Source organism: Thalassolituus maritimus (assembly GCF_900156675.1).
Classification (GTDB): domain Bacteria; phylum Pseudomonadota; class Gammaproteobacteria; order Pseudomonadales; family Oceanobacteraceae; genus Thalassolituus; species Thalassolituus maritimus.
This window is the reverse complement of record NZ_FTOH01000006.1, coordinates 97,912-119,265: the sequence shown is the minus strand read 5'-3', so window position 1 is coordinate 119,265 and position 21,354 is coordinate 97,912. Positions and strand designations below refer to the sequence as shown.

Sequence of the window (21,354 nt, the reverse complement as noted above, 5' to 3'; positions counted from 1 at the left end):
CAGATGCGGCTTCTTTGTGTTCTTGCACAACCGTTAGGCTGCAACTATCTACGCGCGATAACCCATACCGCGTGAATGATACCTGGCAGATAACCCAACAGGGTCAACAGAATATTCAGCCAGAATGCCCCACCAATACCAACTTGCAAAAACACACCAAGTGGGGGTACCAGTACTGATAGTAAAATCCGGATAAGATCCATGTCTTACTCTCCATCATAATGAACGTAAAGATATAGATGGCTTATCCGGTCTGAAGTTCAAACTGTTTTACAGGCCAGCACTGCTGAGCAGGTTCTCGATGACTTCTTCATCTGGAATGCGGAAACTCGAATTCGAGTGAACCACCTTACCTTCCGGGTTAATCATGTACTTGTAAAAGTTCCAGCGAGGGTATTGGTCCTGACTGGCGACCTCTTTGAAAAGTGGGTGAGCATTCTCCCCCTTCACAGGTACTGTCGATAACATGGTAAAGGTGACGCCAAAGTTTTTGAAACAGACTTCAGCGGCTTCTGCCTCGTCCTTTGCTTCCTGATTAAAAGAATCAGAAGACACGCCCAGAACGACCAGTCCGCGATCCTTATATTTCTCATGAATCGCTTCAAGATCGCCAAACTGATCGGTAAAGCCACAGTGACTCGCCGTATTCACAAGTAATACGGACTTACCGTCCGTCACATCACACAGATTCAGCATCTTACTACTGTGAAGCTGTTTCATCGTATGGTGATAAATTTCCGGGCAGGATTCTGGATAGCTACCTTCACTTTCTTCAGCCTGAACACTGATGCCTGCAAAGGTTAACGACAGCGCACCGATAAAAAATAACTGCTTGAGTGAATTACGCATGGTTTTCTCCTCAATGTGGTTATTAAGGATAGCAAAAACGCTGACAGGTAAGGAACAGGCCGTCTTAACGCTGACATGATATTATCCGGCCACATTTCGTACACGTCGCTGAGGCGTGATGTCAGGAGATAGTATGGCGCTCAAGCACTTCATCACTCACAAAATAGCTAAGCTGGAAAAAGAACCAGCGGCCACTGTGACCTACAGCGACCTAGAGGGCGAAGTAGGTGAAGATACTCTGTCAGGTTACTACCAGCGTTGTGCCTCTCAACTGAAAGGCATTCTTCTTCAGCGTAGCGGCAAGCGTTATGGCGTCTTCAATCCCGAATCGCCAGCGTTCAGCGCGCTTATCCGCAACTGGCAGAAAGAAGCCATGCCGTTTTCGAGCTGGGCACGCAAAGCCATTGCACACATCAGCGCCAGCCTCGACAGTACCGACCTTCTTGTAGACGGCTATATCGCAGTCTTTCACGAAGAACTTGCGGATGCCGACAAGCTCTATATCTTCCACCTGCGCTACAAAGACAGCGTAACGGTCGATGCTAACCTCAACCTGTCAGAAACCCGCTACCTGGACTTCTCAAATACCGGCTTTGGTGTATGTATCAACCTCACCGACTGGGCACAGGATGAAGACGCAAAGTACATCACCTTTTCTTTTGGCCGCGGTGACCGCCCTCTCCAGAACGCGATCCTCGACGCTATCGGGTTCACGGATACCCTGAATACAACAGCAGAAACAGAGGAGTTCCTTGAAATCGTTGACTCCTACAGTCGTACGCTTCCCGAGGAGCAGGCGTTTGAATATAAGTCTAAGGTCGTCGATTACTGCATCGAACAGGATCTGCGTGGCGAACCCGTCGTCTTCGAAGAACTGGAAAACCACCTCGCCAACGAGACCAACGCAAAACCTGCAGAAGCGTTTTCGCATTACGTAATAGAAAAGAAGAAAGAGCGGCGTAAGCAGCCCGCTCCCGAAGGCGCTACCCCCGAAGAACTGGTTGCAGCCGGCGCTCCCGTGGCAAACGTTGCCGATGCCGTAAAAGCAGAGCTGATTCCGGACCGTAAGAAGCTCAAAGGGTTTATTCGTTTCAGTGGAAAAAACAAAGATCTGAGTCTGAGCTTTTCGGCCGCCCTACTGGGGAAAGATATTGAATTCAATCCTGCGAACAAATCTCTTCTCATTCACAAGGTGCCAGAGAGCCTGCTCAAACAACTGTCTGCCAAAAGCACTGATAACGAAGACTAAGCATAAAAAAAGCCCGGCTGCTGCCGGGCTCTCATAATCATTCAGTAATCATCAATCTTCGTACTGCTGGTAGCTGTCGATAGTGACCGCCACCTGTGCATGCATAAAGTCGCCGTCATGTGGCCATAAGAAGGCTGTCCATGGCGTCAGCGCCAGCGGGTTGATGACGTAGGTATTATCAATCACCTCGTAATTGATATCGAAGCTCACACCCGCGATAGAGTTTGAGGACGTTTCTGTCCACTCAGCAGCCGCACTGCAGGCCGGTTCACCATCACTGCAGGCGTTAACGTATAAAGTGAAAACATCTTCAGTGTTAATGATCGCACCAAGTGACTCCGTCACCGTGCCAGCGTTCGCCTGATAGAAGCGATAGTACTGTGTCTGACGATCGCTTTCGTCATAGTAGGTATAAATGTTTTCGGTGTAGATAAAATCATCACCACCTTGCTCAGTCACCTGTTCGCCGTACTCTATGCCAACACAGTTAGCAATCGAGCTATCTACTGAGCCTGCATTGCCTAAATTAGTGTAGTCCAGGCCATACGTTGAGGTCAGTTGCTCAGCATCTTCAAAGCTGGTGCTGTCACTGACTTTGACACCTTCGAGTGTCAGCGTCGTACTTTCACCCACAGGCGTGGTGACGCGGCTACCTTCTGCCGACAGCGACCGGTTATTGCTGGCGAACGTCACAGTCAGGTCGGTCAGTGTCATTGCAGTGACACCGGATTCATCCATGTCACCAGTTTCAGTCAGCGTCGCCTCATAACCTGTTTCGGTCGCTGTCAGTTCAAAGTCTTTGCGCCACTCGCTGTCACATCGGGTGAGCTCGTAAATGCCCTGCTCGTTCGCAGTGACTTTTACAAACTCACGGGTCATACCCGCATAGGCGTATGGATTCATGCTGTCTTCAGCGTTCGGGATACTGGAGTTTTCTTCCGTCACAATCATCCAGATACCCTCTGGTGATTCCGCGCTCAGGCTGCGATCAACTAGCGGCAGACCAGTAAACCCCTGAGGAAAACACCCCGCCAGCGAAAGAGAAAGACCAGCAACGGCCGCAGGTGCCAGAGCAGGTTTAATGAGCTTGAGCATGGATAACTCCATTTAATTTGTTATTCGAGTCGGACACCAGAATACCTGATAAACGCCTGTCTATTATCTCAAAAGAGGCAAAGTGGCCTTATCTGCCCCATAATCGCCCGACAAAATACGCCACCAGCGACAAAGCGGCTGCCAGAATCCGTTGGATTGATCCGTCTGTCTTCGCTATCGTGGACTGTTAATCCACTACAAACTCTGCAAGGATGCACAGATGAATACGAATCCTGACTGGCAATCGCCACTTAAACGTACCTTCGGCTTTGAACAGCTACGCGAAGGCCAGCAACCCGTTATTGAGACCATACTGGCCGGGCGATCTGCTGCCGCGATTTTCCCAACGGGTTCAGGTAAGTCGCTCTGCTATCAGCTACCCGCCCTGCTGCTTCCGAACCTGACCTTAGTCGTTTCGCCGCTGTTGGCACTGATGCAGGACCAGGTGGCTTTTCTTCGTAGTAAAGGCGTTGCCGCTGCCAGCCTCGACTCCACTCTCAGCCGCGAAGAATTGACTTCAGTACAGCAAGGCGTTCGCAATGGCGAAATTAAAATACTGTTTATCTCCGTAGAACGTTTAAAGAATGAGCGCTTCCGCGAATTTATCCGGGGCGTTGCTATTTCTTTGCTGGTCGTCGATGAAGCGCACTGTATTTCTGAATGGGGACACAACTTCCGCCCGGATTACCTGAAACTGCCCCATTGGCGTCGCGAATTTAATATCCCGCAATCTTTGCTCTTAACAGCAACGGCGACACAGCCCGTCGTAGAAGACATGCGCCGGCATTTTGATATCGCAGAGTCAGATGTCGTCAGTACCGGTTTCTATCGGCCAAACCTTCGATTATTAGTTCAGCCTACACCGGTACATGAGCGCTTGAATAAATGTGCCCAATGGCTCAATCATCTGATCAAAAAGGGCGAGCCGTTTGGCAGCATTATTTACGTTACCCAGCAAAACACCGCCGACGAAGTCGCAAGCCAGTTAAATCAAATGGTCGCTGTTCCGGTCGAGTCTTATCATGCAGGCCTGCCCAGCGAGACACGACAGGAAATCCAGCAGCGTTTTATGAGTGGAACTACGCCCTGCATCGTCGCCACGATCGCCTTTGGTATGGGCATTGATAAAAGCAATATCCGCCAGGTACTACATTACGATCTACCCAAGTCGATTGAGAATTACAGCCAGGAAATCGGCCGCGCCGGACGTGACCGTAAGCCATCAGATTGCGTATTACTCGCCGATTTATCAGGCCTGACGGTTCTGGAGAACTTCACTTACGGCGATACGCCAACCCTCGGGGCGATTAAGCGTTTACTCACCACCATCAGCACAGATACCGCTGTAAACAGTAATGGCTCTGGCCGTTGGGAGACCATGATGCAGCCGCTGTCGAACCAGACAGATATCCGCCCACTGCCGTTAAAAACATTGCTTGTGCATTTAGAAATGGCTGGACGAGTCACCCCGCTCTACAGCTACTATGCCGAATACCGCTTTAAGCCAGAATCCGAAAGCGCCCTTCTGTCTCAGTTTAATGGTGAACGACAGGAATTTATTCAGACACTGTTAAACCACAGTAAAAAAGGTCGCACCTGGTACAGCCTGGATATGGATGCGCTGATTCAGAGCCTTGGAACGGATGCGCGCTCGCGTGCAGTGAAAGCCTTAGAATATTGTGCCGAACAGCAGTGGTTAACGCTTGAAATAAAGCAGATGACCGAGGTGTATGAGATAAAACCTTGGCAAGTTTCGGAGACAGACGCCATTGCCCATGAGCTACATCAGAGTTTTATGGCGCACCAGAACAGCGATATTCAGCGATTACATAACATGGTGAACCTGTTTCAATCACAGCAGTGTCTAAGCCGACAACTGGCCGTGTATTTTAATGATCACTCAATGACACAGGATTGCGGGCACTGTTCCGTCTGCATGGGTAAATGGCAGCCCTGGCCACAGAACAGTGCGGCTTCTGCCCCGGATGCTTCTGTGATTCAGGGCATGTTATCCGAATTTAATCAAGCGTATCAGGCGATGTTTAATCAACTGCCCGAGCCTGAAACCCAGACCCGTTTTTTAAGTGGTATGGCGAGCCCCTGGCTGACCAAAGTGAAAGCGAAGAAACTTGCGAATTATGCAGCGCTTGAGCAAGTGCCGTATGCGAATGTTTTTAAAGCGCTTGAAGCTTGAAAGCGGAGGTTAGGACTTCTTCCCGGCATTATCCGCAATACGGCGAATCACCCGCGATGCGGCGACAAAGCCGAAGGTGCCTGTCACCATAGTGGCAGAACCAAAACCGCTATTGCAGTCGAGACGGGTGCTCTCGCCAGCAAAAGCTTTGGTCTGGCAAACTGTTCCGTCACTACTCGGGTACACCAGCTGTTCGGTTGAAAAGACACAAGGCACCGAATAGTTACGCGATGCGTTACGCGAGAAGCCATATTCACGACGCAGTAACGAACGTACTTTACGTGCAAGCGGATCATTGAACGTTTTGTTCAGATCACCGATCTGAATCTGCGTCGGGTCGGTCTGACCACCAGCCGCCCCCGTCGTCACAATACGGATCTTACGACGCTTACAGAAGGCGATCAGAGCTGCCTTGTTCTTCACGCTGTCGATGCAATCGATCACGTAATCCATATCCGGCGTGATCTGCTCCTCGAGGTTTGAGGCCGTCACAAACGCCATACGAGCATCGACATCGATCTCAGGGTTAATGTCTTTTAAACGCTCAGCCACCGCTTCGCACTTGAGCTTACCGACCGAACTGGTCATGGCGTGAATCTGTCGATTGGTGTTGGTAACGCAAATGTCGTCCATATCGATCAGAGTGACCTTGCCAACACCCGAACGCGCCAGAGCCTCAGCTGCCCAACTACCGACACCACCAATGCCTATCACGCAGACGTGCGCATCGTGCAGGCGTTGCAGGCCGTCTGCACCGTACAAGCGGCCAATACCGCCAAAGCGGTCGATATAGGATGGGGTCATGCTGAAACTCGAGCTAAAAACGTTGGCAGATTATATCAGTTTACCTGCTGACTCTCTTCTTCCCTGAGCGTCAGTACTTCAAACCCGTCGGCCGTTACAGCAATAGTGTGTTCCCACTGCGCGGACAACTTTTTATCCGCCGTCACCACTGTCCAGCCGTCTTTTTTGGTTTTCACTTTGGCTTTTCCCTGATTGATCATAGGCTCAATGGTAAATGTCATCCCTTCCTTAAGGACCAACCCCTCACCACGGCGGCCGTAATGCAGCACCTGGGGAGCTTCGTGCATCTCGGTCCCGATTCCATGACCACAGTATTCACGTACGATTGAATAGCCATGAGAATGAGCATGTTTCTGTATGGCCGCTCCAACATCACCCAAGGTCGCACCAGGCTTCACGACTCGTATGCCCTGCCACATCGCCTCGTAGGTTTCTTCAACTAGTTTTCGAGCTGACGGCGCAACATCCCCAATCATATAGGTTTTACTGGAATCTGAGATGTAACCGCCCTTCTCAAGCGTAATATCGATATTAACGATGTCACCGTTTTTAAGGCGTTGTGAATCACTGGGAACACCGTGGCAAACAACGTGGTTTACCGAGCTGTTCAGAACGTACTGATAGCCGTACTGACCTTTGCTCGCTGGTCGGGAATACAGCACGTCTTCGATGTAGCGCTCCACCAGGTCGTTAATTTCCATGGTGCTGATACCTTCGACCACCTTATCATCAAGATAGGCAAAGACCTGAGCCAGCAACCGGCCCGCTTCGCGCATCAGGTCAAGTTGCTCCGGAGACTTGAGAGAAACAACCTCAACCACCGGACACCTTCCTCATATCAACATTCGCCAGTCGCATCTGCTCTTCGACGATGTCACTGTAGGTTCTGTGCGGGTTCGCCTCAGCCAGCATGCCGATACGAATCCAGAACGCCGCCTGAGCGTTGATAGACCGCTCCATTACCGAACTGGCTTTGCGAACCTCTTCGTGAAGTTCATCGTCGATTTTTACGATACCCATAGAAATACACTTCGAATATAAAACGTATACAAATCGTATATTCAAAGAAGAAATGGCGCAAGCGGACTCACGGCCGCGGTTTGCTAAGACGGGTCCGTGAGTGTCCGTTTTATCAGGCGGGATTAATCTCGGGGTTACGCGAAGGTAAAACCGTTCTTACCTTCCTTCTTTACCCGGTACATGGCGGCATCTGCGGCTTTCAGCAGTGACTCGAGATCCTCCCCATCGTCAGGGAAGCCAGCAATGCCGATACTGGCGCTGACGCGAGCCTTGGCGCCCTCAACCGATATTGGCTCTTTCAGGCAATCCAGAATACGCAGGGCCATTCCTTCAGAATCTGCTCTCGAGCTGGCGTGAGATAGCAGTACATACTCGTCTCCACCAATCCTGGCTAGCAGGTCGCTCTCACAAATAACGTCCTGTAAGCGTCCGGCCACTTCACGCAACACCTCATCACCGGCACTGTGGCTGAAGTTGTCGTTGATTGCTTTGAAGCCATCCAGGTCAATGAACATCAGCCAGAGTGGCTGTTTATTAAGGGCGGCATGAGCGAGTTCAGCGTCGGCGGCCTCCTGCATGTAGTGCAGGCTATGTACACCCGTAAGAGCATCCTTCATCGCAATATCATGCAGTCTGGAGCGCGCTGACTCGACTTCCTCCAACGCCTCGTACAATTCGGTGAAATCATACTCGACCACCAGAAACAGGAAATCCCCGTTCAATGGATGGCGGGTACGGCGAATGTCCAGGCTATGGCGGCGCGGCCCATTGGCGGTTTGCATGATGTAGTCCCAGCGGCCTTCTTCTCCTGCCTGCACCCGCTTGAGACAGGTTTGTCCGTCAGCTGGGTCTGCAAAGCGGGCAACAAAAGGAGAGATATCTGCTGCCAGAGACTGGCCATGGATATAGTTATAAGCATCGGTCGCCGCAGGGTTTTCTACCACGGGTGTACCATCCAGGGTGAAGGTAGTTGCAGGCACCCGCGTATAGCGCATCGCCTCCATCAAGAGCAGATTTTCGGGCTGCTCCCCCATGTTCACCTGTTCATTGATGTAGGCAATGATGCCCCGATGGCGGTCTGGCCCCAACAGCACTGCCCGGTGCATCATCAACAACGTCTTAGGTTTACCATTCGGATAGGTTGTCCAAGGGTCAACCGTTAGGCCCTCGCGCACCGCGAGTTCAAAGGTTTGCAGCGTACGGTCACGCGCGCCCTGAGTATCACCTGACAGATCTTTGTCGATCAGCGCTTGTAACGAATCCAGCCCCCAGAAGGTTACCGCAGCTGAATTACCCCACCACCAACCATGCTTATCAATATCAAACACCCAAACAACATTGGGTATCAGTTCATAAAGCTTAAATTCCTCAATGGTCTCGATGTGAACCAGGTGACCATACTGACTGAGATTTACCACGGTTTAAAACGGCCTCGATGACGCTGAAAGTACCTTCCTATACTAGTTCAGGCTCACAAGTCCGCTGTGAGATGGATGTAGAAAACGAATATATTTAATTATAGCAGGAGTCTGTCTTACTGGTATTGACTCAGCTCCCACAAAGGCTCTCCGTGGCCCAGATTGCCTAACTCAATTCCGCACACTTGCTTGAAGTATGATGGTGATTTTCATGTGGGCGCACGCCTGGGTATGAATAGCAAGGCCTGAGGTAACGCCAGCAATCCCTCTTCCCACTAACCATGATACTGCTCATAGTTTTAGCTGGTCGCAGTCTATTTACTGCACGGAAAGTCCCGACGGGCACAGCTGGAAATACAGTGATAGTCAGCTGTCCTAATCAAGGTACGGTTACACTAAAGCTACATGTTGAGCTGCCGATAACCTGTATCACGCTAAGAGAAATAGGCTATCAATATGGATATTAATGCTCTACCCACTATCAGTACTAATAGCGCCAAATTTTCAACAGATAAGCATGACTCTTCTGACGTTTTGTATAGCGCAACAAACTCGACCTACGATACTAATAATAGCTTTATCTCCCCGAAGGAAAAACAACCTGATTTGCAAGTCTTATCACCAGATGAGATGACGGTCGAGATTATAGGGTATAACCCAAAAGGCTTTCTTGCTGCACAAGAGGAGAGAAGTCATGAAGCAACTCAGGCATTAGATTCTTATATTCAGAATATTGTGCTATCGAAGACTGCTAAAGATCAATTTTCTCAAGTATCCAATGATATTGCACAAGAACGCCCTGAACTGATGAATAAGAAATGGGATTTCTCACTAAATGCACGGGATGACATTGTTATTCTGCATAATGGTGACCTGACTGATGAGGACGTCAACTGGTTACAGGATCGGCTTCAATATACTGGCTTGAAGGAAACGTTAGCAGAACTGAAATCATCAATGATCACACTTGTTGAGTCGGAACGGGGGTCTGATATGTACTCCACCAATTTAGGGCGATACGATCTTACTGAGGCTAATTTTGATCAGATTGTTCACTTTGGTGAATTTCTAAATTCAACAAATGGGGCGGATGCCAATCAGATTCTGACCAGTCAGCTTACTTTGAGAGCAAATGATCCATACAAGAATCCAACCTACGAATATCTGATGCTTAACGAACACCTTACTAACACTAGGCCGACCCCCTAATCACCAGAAAGTAAATATTTAAGGAAGAGCTGTGTCAGCCCCTCACAAGCCAGTTTGAGCTTCTATTATTCCCCCATAGCGAATCGATAGCTGAGACAGCTTCAGATTCAAGTTCTACACCACCTGCATTCAGCGCTCCGACGTATTCAAAATACCGCCATAAACATGTGTACCCTACATTTAACGTGGTTCTTCCGACGCCCTGTATACAAAACGTTTTGCGCTCTGAAGCCACTTGAAACACATCAAAAACAGATCATAATATGCTTTTAATCTGCTTTGAGGTGTAGCGACTATGTTTAAAAGCACAGATATCCACACAGTGACCGAATTCAGCCGCAAGCCCGCTGAGCACATTAAGCGCCTGGCTGACTCTAAGCGCCCTGAGATTCTCACCGTGAATGGCAAAGCGGCCGTGGTCATACAGGATGCCGAATCATACGAGCGCATGGCAGAACTCGCCGAGTACGCCGAGAGCATTCAAACGATTCGCAAAGCACTCAGCGAGGAGAGTCGCTCTCTGGATGACTTCAAGAAAGAGTTTGAGGGTAAGCTAGGTATTGAGCGGTGAAGGGCTATACAGTCAAGATCAAGCCAACTGCCGAAGCCGATCTTACACAGCGCTTTCAGCAAATTGCCGAAGAATCCCATCAAAACGCAGTTCAATGGTATCTGTCTTTGATATCAGCGATTGAGTCTCTCGACAAATTGGCACAGCGATGCCCTATTGCGCCGGAAGATCAGGATATCCAACGCGGCATCCGGCACTTAATAGTCGGCCGCTACCGGGTATTGTTTTGTATTGAAGGCGATGATGTGCATATTCTGCATATCCGTCACAGCCGCCACAACAGAGTTCTTTGAAGATACGCCTCAAAGATTCACCAACTGAATCCTTGGCCCGTCATCCAGCAACTGCCGGTACAACTTATCGACGATCTGAGGATTGCGGACGTCTTCGAGAGAAATGCGCCCCATCATCTGCATAATCAGCTGGTTTATCCCACCCCAGCCGTCAGAAAGATTGCAGGTGTCAGTAATGTCACACACGTTGTGATCCTGCGAACATTCAGTAAGGGCGATCGGGCCTTCAAAGGCTTCAACCACATCCCCCACCAACTCCAACTAGTCTCTGACTATTAAGAACGTTGCGGTTCCTATGATAGTAGGGGGTCCAACGGATAAAAAATAATATGAAGCTTACTAACAGCAACGCTAAATGGTCAAAAGCACCACTACCTGACTCCCTACCTGATTCATCATTCGAATCACCTGAGGACAAAGGCTCGCTTGCCTCTAAACTATCTTCTTCTGCAACTCCATTCGCCCTCTCCGAAGAGGCAAACTCGATCACTAAGAGGCAAGATTCTGTAATAGGCCCTACCGATAAAATACTTTCAGACAAGCTACTCAAACACCCCGAAATCCGACCTATTGAATAACCAGAATCAGGCGACAAAGCGATATCTAATGAATCACCATCACTGACCGCTAAAACATCCTCAACTGAAACTGTCCCAGAACCAACGACTTCAATTGTTAGCAAATGCTTTTTTCTAGCGAAATACAGTCTTACTACGCAATTTTGAGTTAAGGCAGCCGTTACATAGCTAGTACCGCTTACTTCTCCATCGCACCCCTGCACACTGACAAATTCGTATCCATCGATATCAGGAATATCAATTTCCGATGATACGCCATAGAAGCCATCAAAGATCAGCGTGTCGAACTTCTCTCCGTCTTTAAAGAGCTCAACAGACACTACATATTCTACGGGTGTAAAACTTGCATTGATCCAGCAATCATCGACCACGTTTTCAAGATCAAAACGCCCTTCGTTTAAAGCTCCCAGACATCCAGTTATACTATCCAGCCGGTAACCAAAATCTGGAACGACCAGGATGCTGAAATCAGTCCCATAAGGGACATAAAATGGCCCTGTTGGCGTTAATCGACCTCCAGCTGTCACCGCAGTAACTATCTCTATATCCAGCCGTGAAAAAGAAGCCGTCAATATACAATCTGCTTCGACTGAAGGTATTGTAAATGTGTCACCTTCGATAGAGCCAATGCAGCCCGAGATAGTATCAATTTGATAGCCCGGATCGGGTTTTATCGAAACACTATACTTTTCGCCGTGGCGAACAGAAGTTGCAAGCTCTGGTAAGACCCTTCCACCTACACCTGCGATTGATTCAATGGAATATCGTTTCAGTTCAAAATTTGGAATCACCTTACAATCAGAATAAATTTCTGATGTCACGAAAGTATCTTCAACAATCTGACCGGGACATCCTGTTATACCAGTCAACTCAAATCCACGCTCAGGAGTTATAATAAAGTTCGCGTTATCCCCATACATGACTTGTGTTATTCCAGAAGGTTCTATAAGCCCCCCATCGCTAGAAACAGCTTCGACGTTATACCGTATCTTTTGAAAGTCGACATAAATGGAGCATTCACCCGTTATAACATCTGTCGTATATACGTCATTTACGAGACTTCCATTACAGCCAGACACTTTGTCTAAGGTGTACCCCTCATCAGGAGTAATAGTAAAAGTAACAAAGTCACCATGGTCAATCTTGAAGAGGTGACTACCCGATATGGCTCCCCCAGCTCCAACAACAACATCAACAACATACTCGCGAAGCATAAAATCAACATCTATTTGGCAAGCGTCAGTCACTATTCCAGTAATGTACTGATGCCCCACAAGCACACCACCACAACCCTCTACGCTTGATATCTCAAAGGCATCTAATGGGCTAATGTCAAAGGTCGCTGTGCCTCCAAACTCTACACTTACAGGCCCCATTGGGGCTATGTTCCCACCATCTGACACTACTGTTGATACATCGAACTCTATTTGCTCGAAAAGAACGTCAACAACACAATCCTCAATTACTGAAGGAATAAAGAATCTATCTCCGAAAAGAGTCCCTCCACATCCTTCAACCAAGACTAAATGATTGCCTTCTTCTGCATTAATGACAAACTCTGTAGGCATCGAATAGTCAATAACCTGATCAAGGTGAGGATATACGTATCCGCCTCCGTTGACATTTGAAGAAACGGTTGATCGGGGTCGCATCTGCGGCAAGGAAGTCGAGTAAATCCTTTTCCAACTTATACCATCTTGACTGGACCAGACGTACTTATTCTCCCGGTATTCACCTCTGCCTCCAGTTAAAATAAGAGAGTCCCCATGGGCGGTAATCTGAGCACCAAAAACCTTCCCAAATGGGGTATTCTCTCGTTCCTTGATCCAATCAACACCATTATCAGAAGACCAAATCGCCTCATTAATCGAACCCGAGATGCCACCATATAGCCAAAGCCTATTATTGAAACTCACGACCTCATGTGAGTACGTACCTGGAAAACCTCCGTCTTCCCGTTCAAGAGTCCAATTTATTCCATCTTCCGAGGACCAGATATCATTTAGGTAAGAACTACCCGTTTCTGGGTCTATCTCGTACCCCCCAATCAGGAAAAGCTTATTATTAAAAACAACCATTTTGTGGTTGAATCTTGTTGAAAAATCCTTATTGGCCTCGAGATAATTCCAGTCAATTCCATTTTGGGAATTCCAAATCCCCCCAGAAAAGCTACTACTCTCAGGTTTACCTCCAGTCATCCAAAGAGCATCTTTGAATTTCGCTACCTGATGGCCTGACACTGCTGGAAAGTCTGCAGATTCGGTTACCAAAGCCCAATCTACTCCGTTATCTGATCTCCAGATATCATTGAGAGGAGCACCAGCGGTCAGCACTTTGACCCGACCTTCTTTTCCACCAATCAACCAAAGCGAGTCCTGAAACTCAACTACTTGATGCCCGTATCGATCAGAGAAGACCGGCTTATCCATTTCAAGAACCCAGTTAAATCCTTCAACTGAAGACCAGATATCGCTCTTAACACTATCATATAGTCCAGTGACGATAGCATTATGCCAGTATTCGGTGAAATCCTGCCCCCCGATAACCCAGAGCCGATCTTTGAATGATATTGACTGGTGATCGTATCTTAGCGGAAAGCGTAATAATTCATCGGATTTCCATTCAATCCCGTCGCCTGAAGACCAGATATCAGAATGACGAATTGATGCCCGATCCTTGCCTCCAAAAGTCCATAGTTTCCCTTTGTATGACAAAACTTGGCTACCCAAGCGTTCCATATACCCAGCATCGCCCGTTGCTTGTAGCCATCCATTTTCTGAATCGAATACCCAAACATCGTTTAAGTATTTGTTCGAACTAGCACCACCAACGATATAGAGTTGCCCATTATGGGTTAACATCCTATGACCGCAGCGTGAAGGATAGCCCGCAATGTCTGCAGCTTCGTGCCAAGAGATCCCATCTTCTGTGTACCACGTATCCGAGTAGTTTGAAGACGAGGGGCATCTACTTACTCCACCTCCTGTTAACCAAATCCGCCCCTGATAAACTGCAACTTCAAACTTATTGCGATTCAGAAACTCTGCCCCCGATAACTCCCGCCGCCAATTTATGCCATCGGCAGAGGACCAGATATCTGTTATTATCCCATTGGTATCAGAAGTTTTTTCCCATCCACCGATAGACCATAAACGATCTTTAAAGGCGACTACTTTTCCTGGAACAAACCCGGCATCTTCAGTAACCAGATCCCAGGCTATTCCGTCAGAGGATTTCCATACATCCCGCGCCGAAAGGTAATTTACATTCAATCCCCCTATTACCCAGAGCTGCCCTTTAAATACTACCGCATTAAATGAAGTCCTCGGAAACAAAGTATCGGCGACGTATTCTTCAATCCATGACCAACCATCAGTAGAGGACCATATTGTAGTACTTGTTTCGTCGCGATTAGGGTATCTACCGCCTAGAAACCACAACTTATTGAGAAACTCGACTACGACAAAGCCTTCACTTTCCGGTACTTCACGCTTTGCAATTGAAAAATTGACTGCCCCGCTATCGTCAGTTAGCTGAAAATAGCCTGGATTATCAAGAGTTGTTACTTCGTCGATAACAGGGCTTTCCGTCAAGATTTGTGATGACCACATACCTTCACATAAATCTGGCCCATCAAAGTTACAATCGCTCTGATTACTACCTGTTAATGTGTAGCCAGTAGCTATTTGGTCAAAGCTCAGCTGCGTATTGCTCTCACCAACCGAAACATCCAATGATATCTCTTCAGAACCATTTGAATATACAGAAACTGAAACAAGGGCTAATAAACCCAAAAGAGCGAGCGATTGAAGATATTTCATAGGTACAAAACAATCCCTGTTAAAACGCTAACATTTCGAAAGTCCGGATAAGCACCTAAACCTACCACTCAAAGAATACTAAAACTACAAATTCACCAACTGAATCCTCGGCCCGTCATCCAGCAACTGCCGGTACAACTGATCGACGATCTGGGGGTTACGGACGTCTTCGAGAGAGATGCGCCCCATCATTTGCATAACGAGCTGGTTGATGCCACCCCAGCCGTCAGACAGGTTGCAGGTGTCAGTGATATCGCAGACATGATGATCCTGCGAGCACTCGGTTAGTGCAATCGGGCCTTCAAAGGCTTCAACTACATCACGTACGCTAATCTGCGCCGGTGGTCGGGCGATGCGATAACCGCCTTTCGCACCACGGCGTGCAATTACAAGGCCGCTGTCGACCAGTGCCTTCATCACTTTGCGTACGGTCGGAACGTTGAGCCCAGTGGTCGATGAGAGGTCATCCACCGACTGCTGAACCGCACCCTGCGCCGCCAGATGATTGAGCACCACGATTCCGTAATCTGTCAGTTTGCCGATTCTGAGCATCTGTCTTTCCTGTGGATCAGGCCGCCGTGTTTTTCTTAGAACCCGATTGAGAATCATTGTCGATTCGTCAGCATTCATGGGCTTTGATACAATCCTGACACAAAGCATACCAACTTGGTATTCTTTCTGTACAGACAGAGAGTACCTGAGTAAAATACTCAGTTATTGACGCCAGTTCTGATAAACTGCCGCTCGATAACGATGTACCCGATGCACCTATGATGCGACGCGAGAGAAGTAGCTATGGCCACCAACGCTGAAATTGAAAGCCAGATCAAAGCCCGTGAATACAAAGCCGGCTTCGTCACCAACATTGAGTCCGAGACCCTGCCACCGGGGCTGGATGAAGATGTGGTGCGCTTTATTTCGGCTAAAAAAGGTGAGCCAGAGTGGCTGACAGAGTGGCGCTTAAAAGCATATCGCGAATGGCTGACGATGGAAGAGCCTGACTGGGCGCACTTGGGTTACCCTGAAATCGATTATCAGGGCGTGTCTTACTACTCTGCGCCTAAGAGCATGGAAGACAAGCCGAAGTCGCTTGATGAAGTCGACCCAGAGCTGCTGGAAACCTACAACAAGTTGGGTATCCCTCTGCACGAGCAAATGGCACTTGCCGGTGTTGCGGTTGATGCGGTATTCGACTCAGTATCCGTCGCGACTACATTCCGCGAAAAACTGGAAGAAGCTGGCGTTATCTTTATGCCGATTTCAGAAGCCGTTCACGAGTATCCAGAGCTGATCAAGAAGTACATGGGCTCTGTTGTGCCTCAGCGTGATAACTTCTTTGCAGCACTGAACTGTGCGGTGTTCTCCGATGGTTCCTTTGTTTATATCCCGAAAGGCGTTCGCTGCCCGATGGAACTGTCTACGTATTTCCGTATCAACGAAGCCATGACCGGCCAGTTTGAACGTACATTGATTGTCGCCGACGAAGGTTCATACGTCAGTTACCTCGAAGGCTGTACTGCACCCATGCGTGATGAAAATCAGCTTCACGCTGCCGTCGTTGAACTGGTTGCTCTGGATGGCGCAGAGATCAAATACAGCACAGTACAGAACTGGTACCCAGGCGATGAAAACGGCAAAGGCGGTATCTACAACTTCGTAACCAAGCGTGCCGTCGCACACACCAACGCTAAAGTCAGCTGGACTCAGGTTGAAACCGGTTCTGCCGTCACCTGGAAGTACCCAAGCTGTGTACTGAAAGGTGACAACAGCATTGGCGAATTTTATTCCGTTGCCCTGACCAATAATTATCAGCAAGCCGACACCGGCACCAAGATGATTCACATGGGTAAGAACACTAAGTCGACCATTATTTCGAAAGGTATTTCTGCGGGTAAAAGTCAGAATGCTTATCGCGGCTTAGTACGTATGGGGCCAATGGCAGAAGGCGCGCGCAACTTCACTCAGTGCGATTCTCTGCTCTTAGGCGATAAGTGTGGTGCTCATACCTTCCCATATATTGAGAGCAAGCACCCAAGTGCTGTAGTAGAACACGAAGCAACGACATCGACCGTAAGCGATGATCAGTTGTTCCTGTGTCAGCAACGCGGCATCGATACTGAGAAAGCAGTATCCATGATCGTTAACGGGTTCTGTAAAGAAGTATTTAAAGAGTTGCCGATGGAGTTTGCCGTAGAGGCAGGAAAGCTGCTCGAAATATCCCTAGAAGGCTCCGTAGGCTAATTCTGGCCTATTGCGCTCTGGATTGCGGTGTTAAAACCTCGCTCAGAATGCTCATTTACTACTTGTAAATTGCGCTTCTTCACTCGGTTTTGCCTTGCATTCCATTCGCTCATAACGTCCAGAACCGTAGTCATAAGAACGCCCTTTTGGGTGCATGAATAATGAGGGAGATCGGAAGAAGTTAAGGCTGGCGTCTGTGCCATGGATGGCACAGCCGAGCGTACAGGGATGTATTTACCGCGACCAGCCGATCTTCTTCCGATCTACCGAAAAATCAAAATTTGAAAATTGAACACTAACCGTCTGCCACCAGACAAAAGGTTAAAGAAATGATCGAGATTAAAGACCTCAAGGCCAGCGTTGAAGAAAAAGACATTCTCAAAGGCCTGAACCTGAACATCGGCCCGGGTGAAGTACACGCCATCATGGGTCCGAACGGTGCCGGTAAAAGTACCCTGGGTAACGTACTGGCGGGTCGAGAAGGCTACGAAGTCACTGGTGGTTCGGCCACGTTGAATGGCAAAGATATTCTCGATCTTGATCCAGAAGAGCGCGCTCGCGAAGGTCTGTTTCTGGCATTCCAGTATCCGGTCGAAATTCCTGGCGTATCAAACCTCGAATTCCTGAAAGCCTCTGTGGACGCCGTACGCGAACAGCAAGGTAAGCCAGCGTTAGATTCTGTTCAGTTTTTAAAACTTGCTCGTGAAAAGTGCAAAGCAGTAAACCTCGATCAGAGCTTCCTCAAGCGTGGCGTTAACGAAGGTTTTTCTGGTGGTGAGAAGAAGCGCAACGAACTCATGCAGATGATGTTACTGGAACCAAGCCTGTGCATTCTTGATGAAACCGACTCAGGTCTGGATATCGACGCACTGCAGGTGGTCGCTGATGGTGTAAACGCAATGCGCGATGCTAACCGCAGCTTTATTGTGGTGACCCACTACCAGCGTCTGCTCGACTACATCGTGCCAGACTATGTTCACGTTCTGGCGAATGGCCGCATCGTAAAATCCGGTGGTAAAGAACTCGCGCTGGAGCTGGAAGAAAAAGGCTACGGCTGGCTGGAAAACGGTAACGAAAACGGAGCTGAGTGATATGGCCGCTGAATTTATTGCCCAGCAGCTTGAACTTGCAAAAGGCATCAGCCCACTGGCATGGCTCGAATCAACAAATGAGCGCGGCCAGCAAGCTTTCGCTGAAGCGACTTTACCGACCCGTAAAACCGAAGACTGGAAATACACTTCGTTGTATAACCTGACTGAAATCGGTTTTGCCAACAGTGCTCCGCACGCTCAGGCGCATGCACCGGTTGTTCCGGGTCTACAGGCTAATCGCCTTGTCGTTGCTAACGGCGAGCTGGATACTTCCGCATCAGACGCTGCTGCACTTGAGCTGGTCGTTCGTTTCCGTGACGCTCGCCCGGAACAGCAGGAAGCCATTCGTGAACTATTAGGCAATGTAAAAGGTGAACGTGGACATTTGTTTGCCGACCTCAACGATGCCAGCATCAACGATGGGCTGTTTGTTCTGATCGAGAAAAACCAGCGTCTCGAGCACCCGCTGCACATTGTTTACGCCAACACCGCAGGCGATGCACCGTTTACCGTTAATACCCGTTTATTGATCGCTCTCGAGCAGGGTTCTGAAGCGACTGTCATCGAGCACTATGCAGGTGACGATACTGTCGATGGTAAGCAGAATAATTTCACCAACGCAGTGACTGAAATCCGCGTTGGCGATAACGCAAAACTGGTGCATTACCGCCTACAACTGATGGCAGAGTCTGCGTTTCATATTGGTGGCACTTTTATCGACCTGCAGCGTGATTCGCGTTACGAAGGTTTTCATTTAGGTTTGGGTTCTGCCCTCACCCGCAATGACATTATCGTGAACCATAATGTCGGCGGTTCGCACTGCGAAATGAACGGTGTCTACGTTCCGCAGAATAAACAGGTCATTGATTTTCACACATGCGTTGAACACAAAGTAGCGCACTGCACGACCGACGAGGTGTTCCGCGGCATTATGAACGATAAAGCCAAGGCGACCTTTAACGGCCGAATTCATATCCATCCGGATGCCCAGAAAACACTGGCAGAGCTGAGCAACAAAAACCTGCTGCTGACAAACACCGCCGAGATCAATACCAAGCCTGAGCTTGAGATCTACGCAGATGACGTTCAGTGCGCTCACGGTGCCACCGTCGCCCAGCTTGAAGAAAAGGAACGTTTCTATCTTCAGAGCCGTGGCATCAGTGCCGCCGATGCAGAGGTCATGCTGAGCTTCGGTTTTATTAACGAACTTCTGAATAGTCTGAACGACGAAGCTCTGGGCCTTTGGTTACGCCCACAGCTGGCAAAACGCTTCGGTCGTGATGACGATCTGTCCGCTCAACTCTCTGGAGAGCTGTAAGAATGACTCAGGCGCTGATTGACGACATCCGTGTACAATTTCCGGCACTTCATCAGGAAGTGAACGGCAAGCCACTGGTTTACCTTGATAACGGGGCGACCACTCAAAAGCCGCGGTGCGTTATCGATGCGCTGAGTGATTACTATCGCCTGAATAATTCAAACGTCCACCGCGGCGCTCACACCCTTAGTGATCGCGCGACTCAGCAGTTTGAAGACGCACGCAAAACCCTGCAGGCATTTTTAAACGCGAATAAGTCAGAAGAAGTCGTCTGGACCCGTGGCACAACCGAGTCGATTAATCTGGTCGCCGCGACCTGGGGCCGTCAGAATATCAAAGCCGGTGACGAAATACTGGTCACGGGCATGGAGCACCATTCCAACATCGTTCCCTGGCAGATGCTGTGTGAGCAGACAGGTGCAACTCTTCGCCCTATTCCGGTAAAAGATAACGGCGAGTTGGATATGGACGCATTTACTTCCATGCTCAACGAGAAAGTGAAATTAGTGGGCGTTGTTCATGTGTCCAACGCATTAGGTACCATTAACCCCGTCGCTGACATTATTAAGATGTCTCACGATGTGGGTGCCAAAGTGCTGGTTGATGGTGCCCAGGCCGTTGCCCACTGGGACGTTGATGTTCAGGCTCTTGGTGTCGACTTCTACGCTTTCTCTGGTCATAAGCTGTTTGGCCCGACCGGTATCGGTGTGCTGTACGGCAAAGAAGAATTACTGAATGCCATGCCGCCCTATCAGGGTGGAGGCGAAATGATTGAGCACTGCTCTTTCGATGGCACAACCTACAATGTTCTGCCCTTTAAATTTGAAGCCGGCACGCCAAACATTGCCGGTGCTATTGGTTTAGCCGCCGCGGTGAATTACCTGAATGGTCTGGATCGTGTTGCTCTGGAGCAGCATGAAAATGCCCTGCTCGCGCGTGCCAACGAACTGGCCGATCAGATTGGCGGTATCCGTAAAATCGGTACCGCACCACATAAAGCGAGCGTATTCAGCTTCCTGCTGGATGGTGCTCATCCTGCTGACGTCGGTACTCTGCTCGATCAGCAAGGTATTGCCGTTCGTACTGGCCACCACTGTGCGATGCCATTGATGAACCAATTTAAGGTGCCGGGTACAGTTCGTGCCTCGTTCAGTTTTTATAACACTATGGACGATGTTGAGCGCCTGTTCGCTGGCCTTGAAAAAGCCAAAATGTTTTTACTCTGAGGTGATCCGGCTATGAATATTGAGACTTACGATCCAAATGCTAAAGCAGAAGTCTCCATGACGGAGGCAGCAGTCGCACACGTGCGTAAGCAGCTGAGCAAAAACCCAGACATGAGAGGTATTCGCCTTGCAGTCAAAAAGAGTGGCTGTTCAGGCTTTAAATATGATGTCGAGTTCGTTGATGATGAAAAGTCAGAAGACGATGCGATTCAGGTAGCCGACGACGTGACCCTTTACGTTGCAGCAGACGCCCGTGCCTATGTCCGTGGCACAGTGATCGACTTCACCAAAGAAGGCCTGAACAGCACCATTACCTTCAACAACCCGAACGCCAAAGATCTGTGTGGCTGTGGTGAAAGTTTCAGCGTCTGAAGCTC

20 protein-coding genes are annotated in these 21,354 nt (G+C 48.9%); 10 read left to right on the top strand and 10 right to left on the bottom strand.

Features of this window, described 5'->3' with window-relative positions; translation table 11 throughout:
* Positions 1-44 precede the first annotated feature (44 nt).
* Positions 45-203 carry a YqaE/Pmp3 family membrane protein gene (locus tag BW941_RS10710; protein WP_076515971.1) on the bottom strand — a complete coding sequence of 53 codons (159 nt, stop codon included), beginning with the start codon at positions 201-203 and terminating at the stop codon, positions 45-47.
* A 67-nt stretch (positions 204-270) separates the two neighbouring features.
* Positions 271-849: a glutathione peroxidase gene (locus BW941_RS10705; RefSeq protein ID WP_076515969.1), complete on the bottom strand. Its 579-nt coding sequence runs from the start codon at positions 847-849 to the stop codon at positions 271-273.
* 133 nt (positions 850-982) lie between these two features.
* Here BW941_RS10705 and BW941_RS10700 point away from each other — a divergent pair, with 133 nt between their 5' ends.
* On the top strand, positions 983-2,098 hold the full coding sequence (locus BW941_RS10700) for a nucleoid-associated protein (RefSeq protein ID WP_076515967.1): 1,116 nt from the start codon (positions 983-985) through the stop codon (positions 2,096-2,098).
* A 51-nt stretch (positions 2,099-2,149) separates the two neighbouring features.
* Here the strand turns inward: BW941_RS10700 and BW941_RS10695 are convergent, their stop codons facing one another.
* Entirely contained in the window at positions 2,150-3,193 is a 1,044-nt protein-coding gene (locus BW941_RS10695) for a hypothetical protein (protein ID WP_076515965.1), read from the bottom strand.
* Between the two features lie 220 nt (positions 3,194-3,413).
* Here BW941_RS10695 and BW941_RS10690 point away from each other — a divergent pair, with 220 nt between their 5' ends.
* Positions 3,414-5,387 (top strand): RecQ family ATP-dependent DNA helicase, encoded by a 1,974-nt coding sequence (locus BW941_RS10690; protein WP_076515962.1) that lies wholly within the window; start codon positions 3,414-3,416, stop codon positions 5,385-5,387.
* 9 nt (positions 5,388-5,396) lie between these two features.
* On the opposite strand, the gene tcdA is transcribed toward BW941_RS10690, so the two are convergent.
* The 4 genes from tcdA to BW941_RS10670 form a co-directional block, all read right to left on the bottom strand.
* Positions 5,397-6,191 (bottom strand): tRNA cyclic N6-threonylcarbamoyladenosine(37) synthase TcdA, encoded by a 795-nt coding sequence (tcdA, locus tag BW941_RS10685; RefSeq protein ID WP_076515959.1) that lies wholly within the window; start codon positions 6,189-6,191, stop codon positions 5,397-5,399.
* Between the two features lie 35 nt (positions 6,192-6,226).
* Positions 6,227-7,012, bottom strand: a complete 786-nt coding sequence (gene map / locus BW941_RS10680; protein WP_281251177.1) for a type I methionyl aminopeptidase — start codon at positions 7,010-7,012, stop codon at positions 6,227-6,229.
* Positions 7,005-7,211 carry a ParD-like family protein gene (locus BW941_RS10675; protein WP_076515957.1) on the bottom strand — a complete coding sequence of 69 codons (207 nt, stop codon included), beginning with the start codon at positions 7,209-7,211 and terminating at the stop codon, positions 7,005-7,007. Before BW941_RS10675 ends, map begins: the two co-directional genes overlap by 8 nt.
* A 134-nt stretch (positions 7,212-7,345) precedes the next feature.
* Complete coding sequence (locus tag BW941_RS10670; protein ID WP_076515955.1) at positions 7,346-8,629, bottom strand: sensor domain-containing diguanylate cyclase; 1,284 nt, start codon at positions 8,627-8,629, stop codon at positions 7,346-7,348.
* A gap of 456 nt (positions 8,630-9,085) precedes the next feature.
* Between BW941_RS10670 and BW941_RS10665 the strand changes: the two genes are divergently transcribed.
* From BW941_RS10665 to BW941_RS10655, 3 genes are all read left to right on the top strand, one after another.
* Positions 9,086-9,838 (top strand): hypothetical protein, encoded by a 753-nt coding sequence (locus BW941_RS10665; protein ID WP_076515953.1) that lies wholly within the window; start codon positions 9,086-9,088, stop codon positions 9,836-9,838.
* Between the two features lie 295 nt (positions 9,839-10,133).
* Entirely contained in the window at positions 10,134-10,409 is a 276-nt protein-coding gene (locus BW941_RS10660; RefSeq protein WP_076515950.1) for a type II toxin-antitoxin system Phd/YefM family antitoxin, read from the top strand.
* A complete protein-coding gene (locus BW941_RS10655) occupies positions 10,406-10,702 on the top strand; it encodes a type II toxin-antitoxin system RelE/ParE family toxin (RefSeq protein WP_076515948.1) in 297 nt (98 codons plus the stop codon). Before BW941_RS10660 ends, BW941_RS10655 begins: the two co-directional genes overlap by 4 nt.
* Before the next feature lie 9 nt (positions 10,703-10,711).
* Here the strand turns inward: BW941_RS10655 and BW941_RS10650 are convergent, their stop codons facing one another.
* The 3 genes from BW941_RS10650 to BW941_RS10640 form a co-directional block, all read right to left on the bottom strand.
* Positions 10,712-10,945 (bottom strand): hypothetical protein, encoded by a 234-nt coding sequence (locus BW941_RS10650; protein WP_076515945.1) that lies wholly within the window; start codon positions 10,943-10,945, stop codon positions 10,712-10,714.
* The gene (locus tag BW941_RS10645; protein WP_076515942.1) at positions 10,938-15,101 is read right to left on the bottom strand and encodes a Kelch repeat-containing protein; all 4,164 of its coding nucleotides are present in this window, start codon (positions 15,099-15,101) and stop codon (positions 10,938-10,940) included. The genes BW941_RS10650 and BW941_RS10645 overlap by 8 nt, the downstream gene beginning before the upstream one ends.
* A gap of 84 nt (positions 15,102-15,185) precedes the next feature.
* Positions 15,186-15,653 carry an SUF system Fe-S cluster assembly regulator gene (locus tag BW941_RS10640; protein ID WP_076515940.1) on the bottom strand — a complete coding sequence of 156 codons (468 nt, stop codon included), beginning with the start codon at positions 15,651-15,653 and terminating at the stop codon, positions 15,186-15,188.
* Between the two features lie 243 nt (positions 15,654-15,896).
* Between BW941_RS10640 and sufB the strand changes: the two genes are divergently transcribed.
* From sufB to BW941_RS10615, 5 genes are all read left to right on the top strand, one after another.
* Positions 15,897-17,342 carry a Fe-S cluster assembly protein SufB gene (sufB, locus tag BW941_RS10635; protein ID WP_076515938.1) on the top strand — a complete coding sequence of 482 codons (1,446 nt, stop codon included), beginning with the start codon at positions 15,897-15,899 and terminating at the stop codon, positions 17,340-17,342.
* 329 nt (positions 17,343-17,671) lie between these two features.
* On the top strand, positions 17,672-18,433 hold the full coding sequence (gene sufC / locus BW941_RS10630) for a Fe-S cluster assembly ATPase SufC (RefSeq protein ID WP_076515936.1): 762 nt from the start codon (positions 17,672-17,674) through the stop codon (positions 18,431-18,433).
* 1 nt (position 18,434) lies between these two features.
* Positions 18,435-19,751: a Fe-S cluster assembly protein SufD gene (gene sufD / locus BW941_RS10625; RefSeq protein WP_076515933.1), complete on the top strand. Its 1,317-nt coding sequence runs from the start codon at positions 18,435-18,437 to the stop codon at positions 19,749-19,751.
* A gap of 2 nt (positions 19,752-19,753) precedes the next feature.
* The gene (locus BW941_RS10620) at positions 19,754-20,977 is read left to right on the top strand and encodes an aminotransferase class V-fold PLP-dependent enzyme (RefSeq protein ID WP_076515931.1); all 1,224 of its coding nucleotides are present in this window, start codon (positions 19,754-19,756) and stop codon (positions 20,975-20,977) included.
* A 12-nt stretch (positions 20,978-20,989) separates the two neighbouring features.
* Entirely contained in the window at positions 20,990-21,349 is a 360-nt protein-coding gene (locus BW941_RS10615) for a HesB/IscA family protein (RefSeq protein WP_076515929.1), read from the top strand.
* Positions 21,350-21,354: the final 5 nt, after the last annotated feature.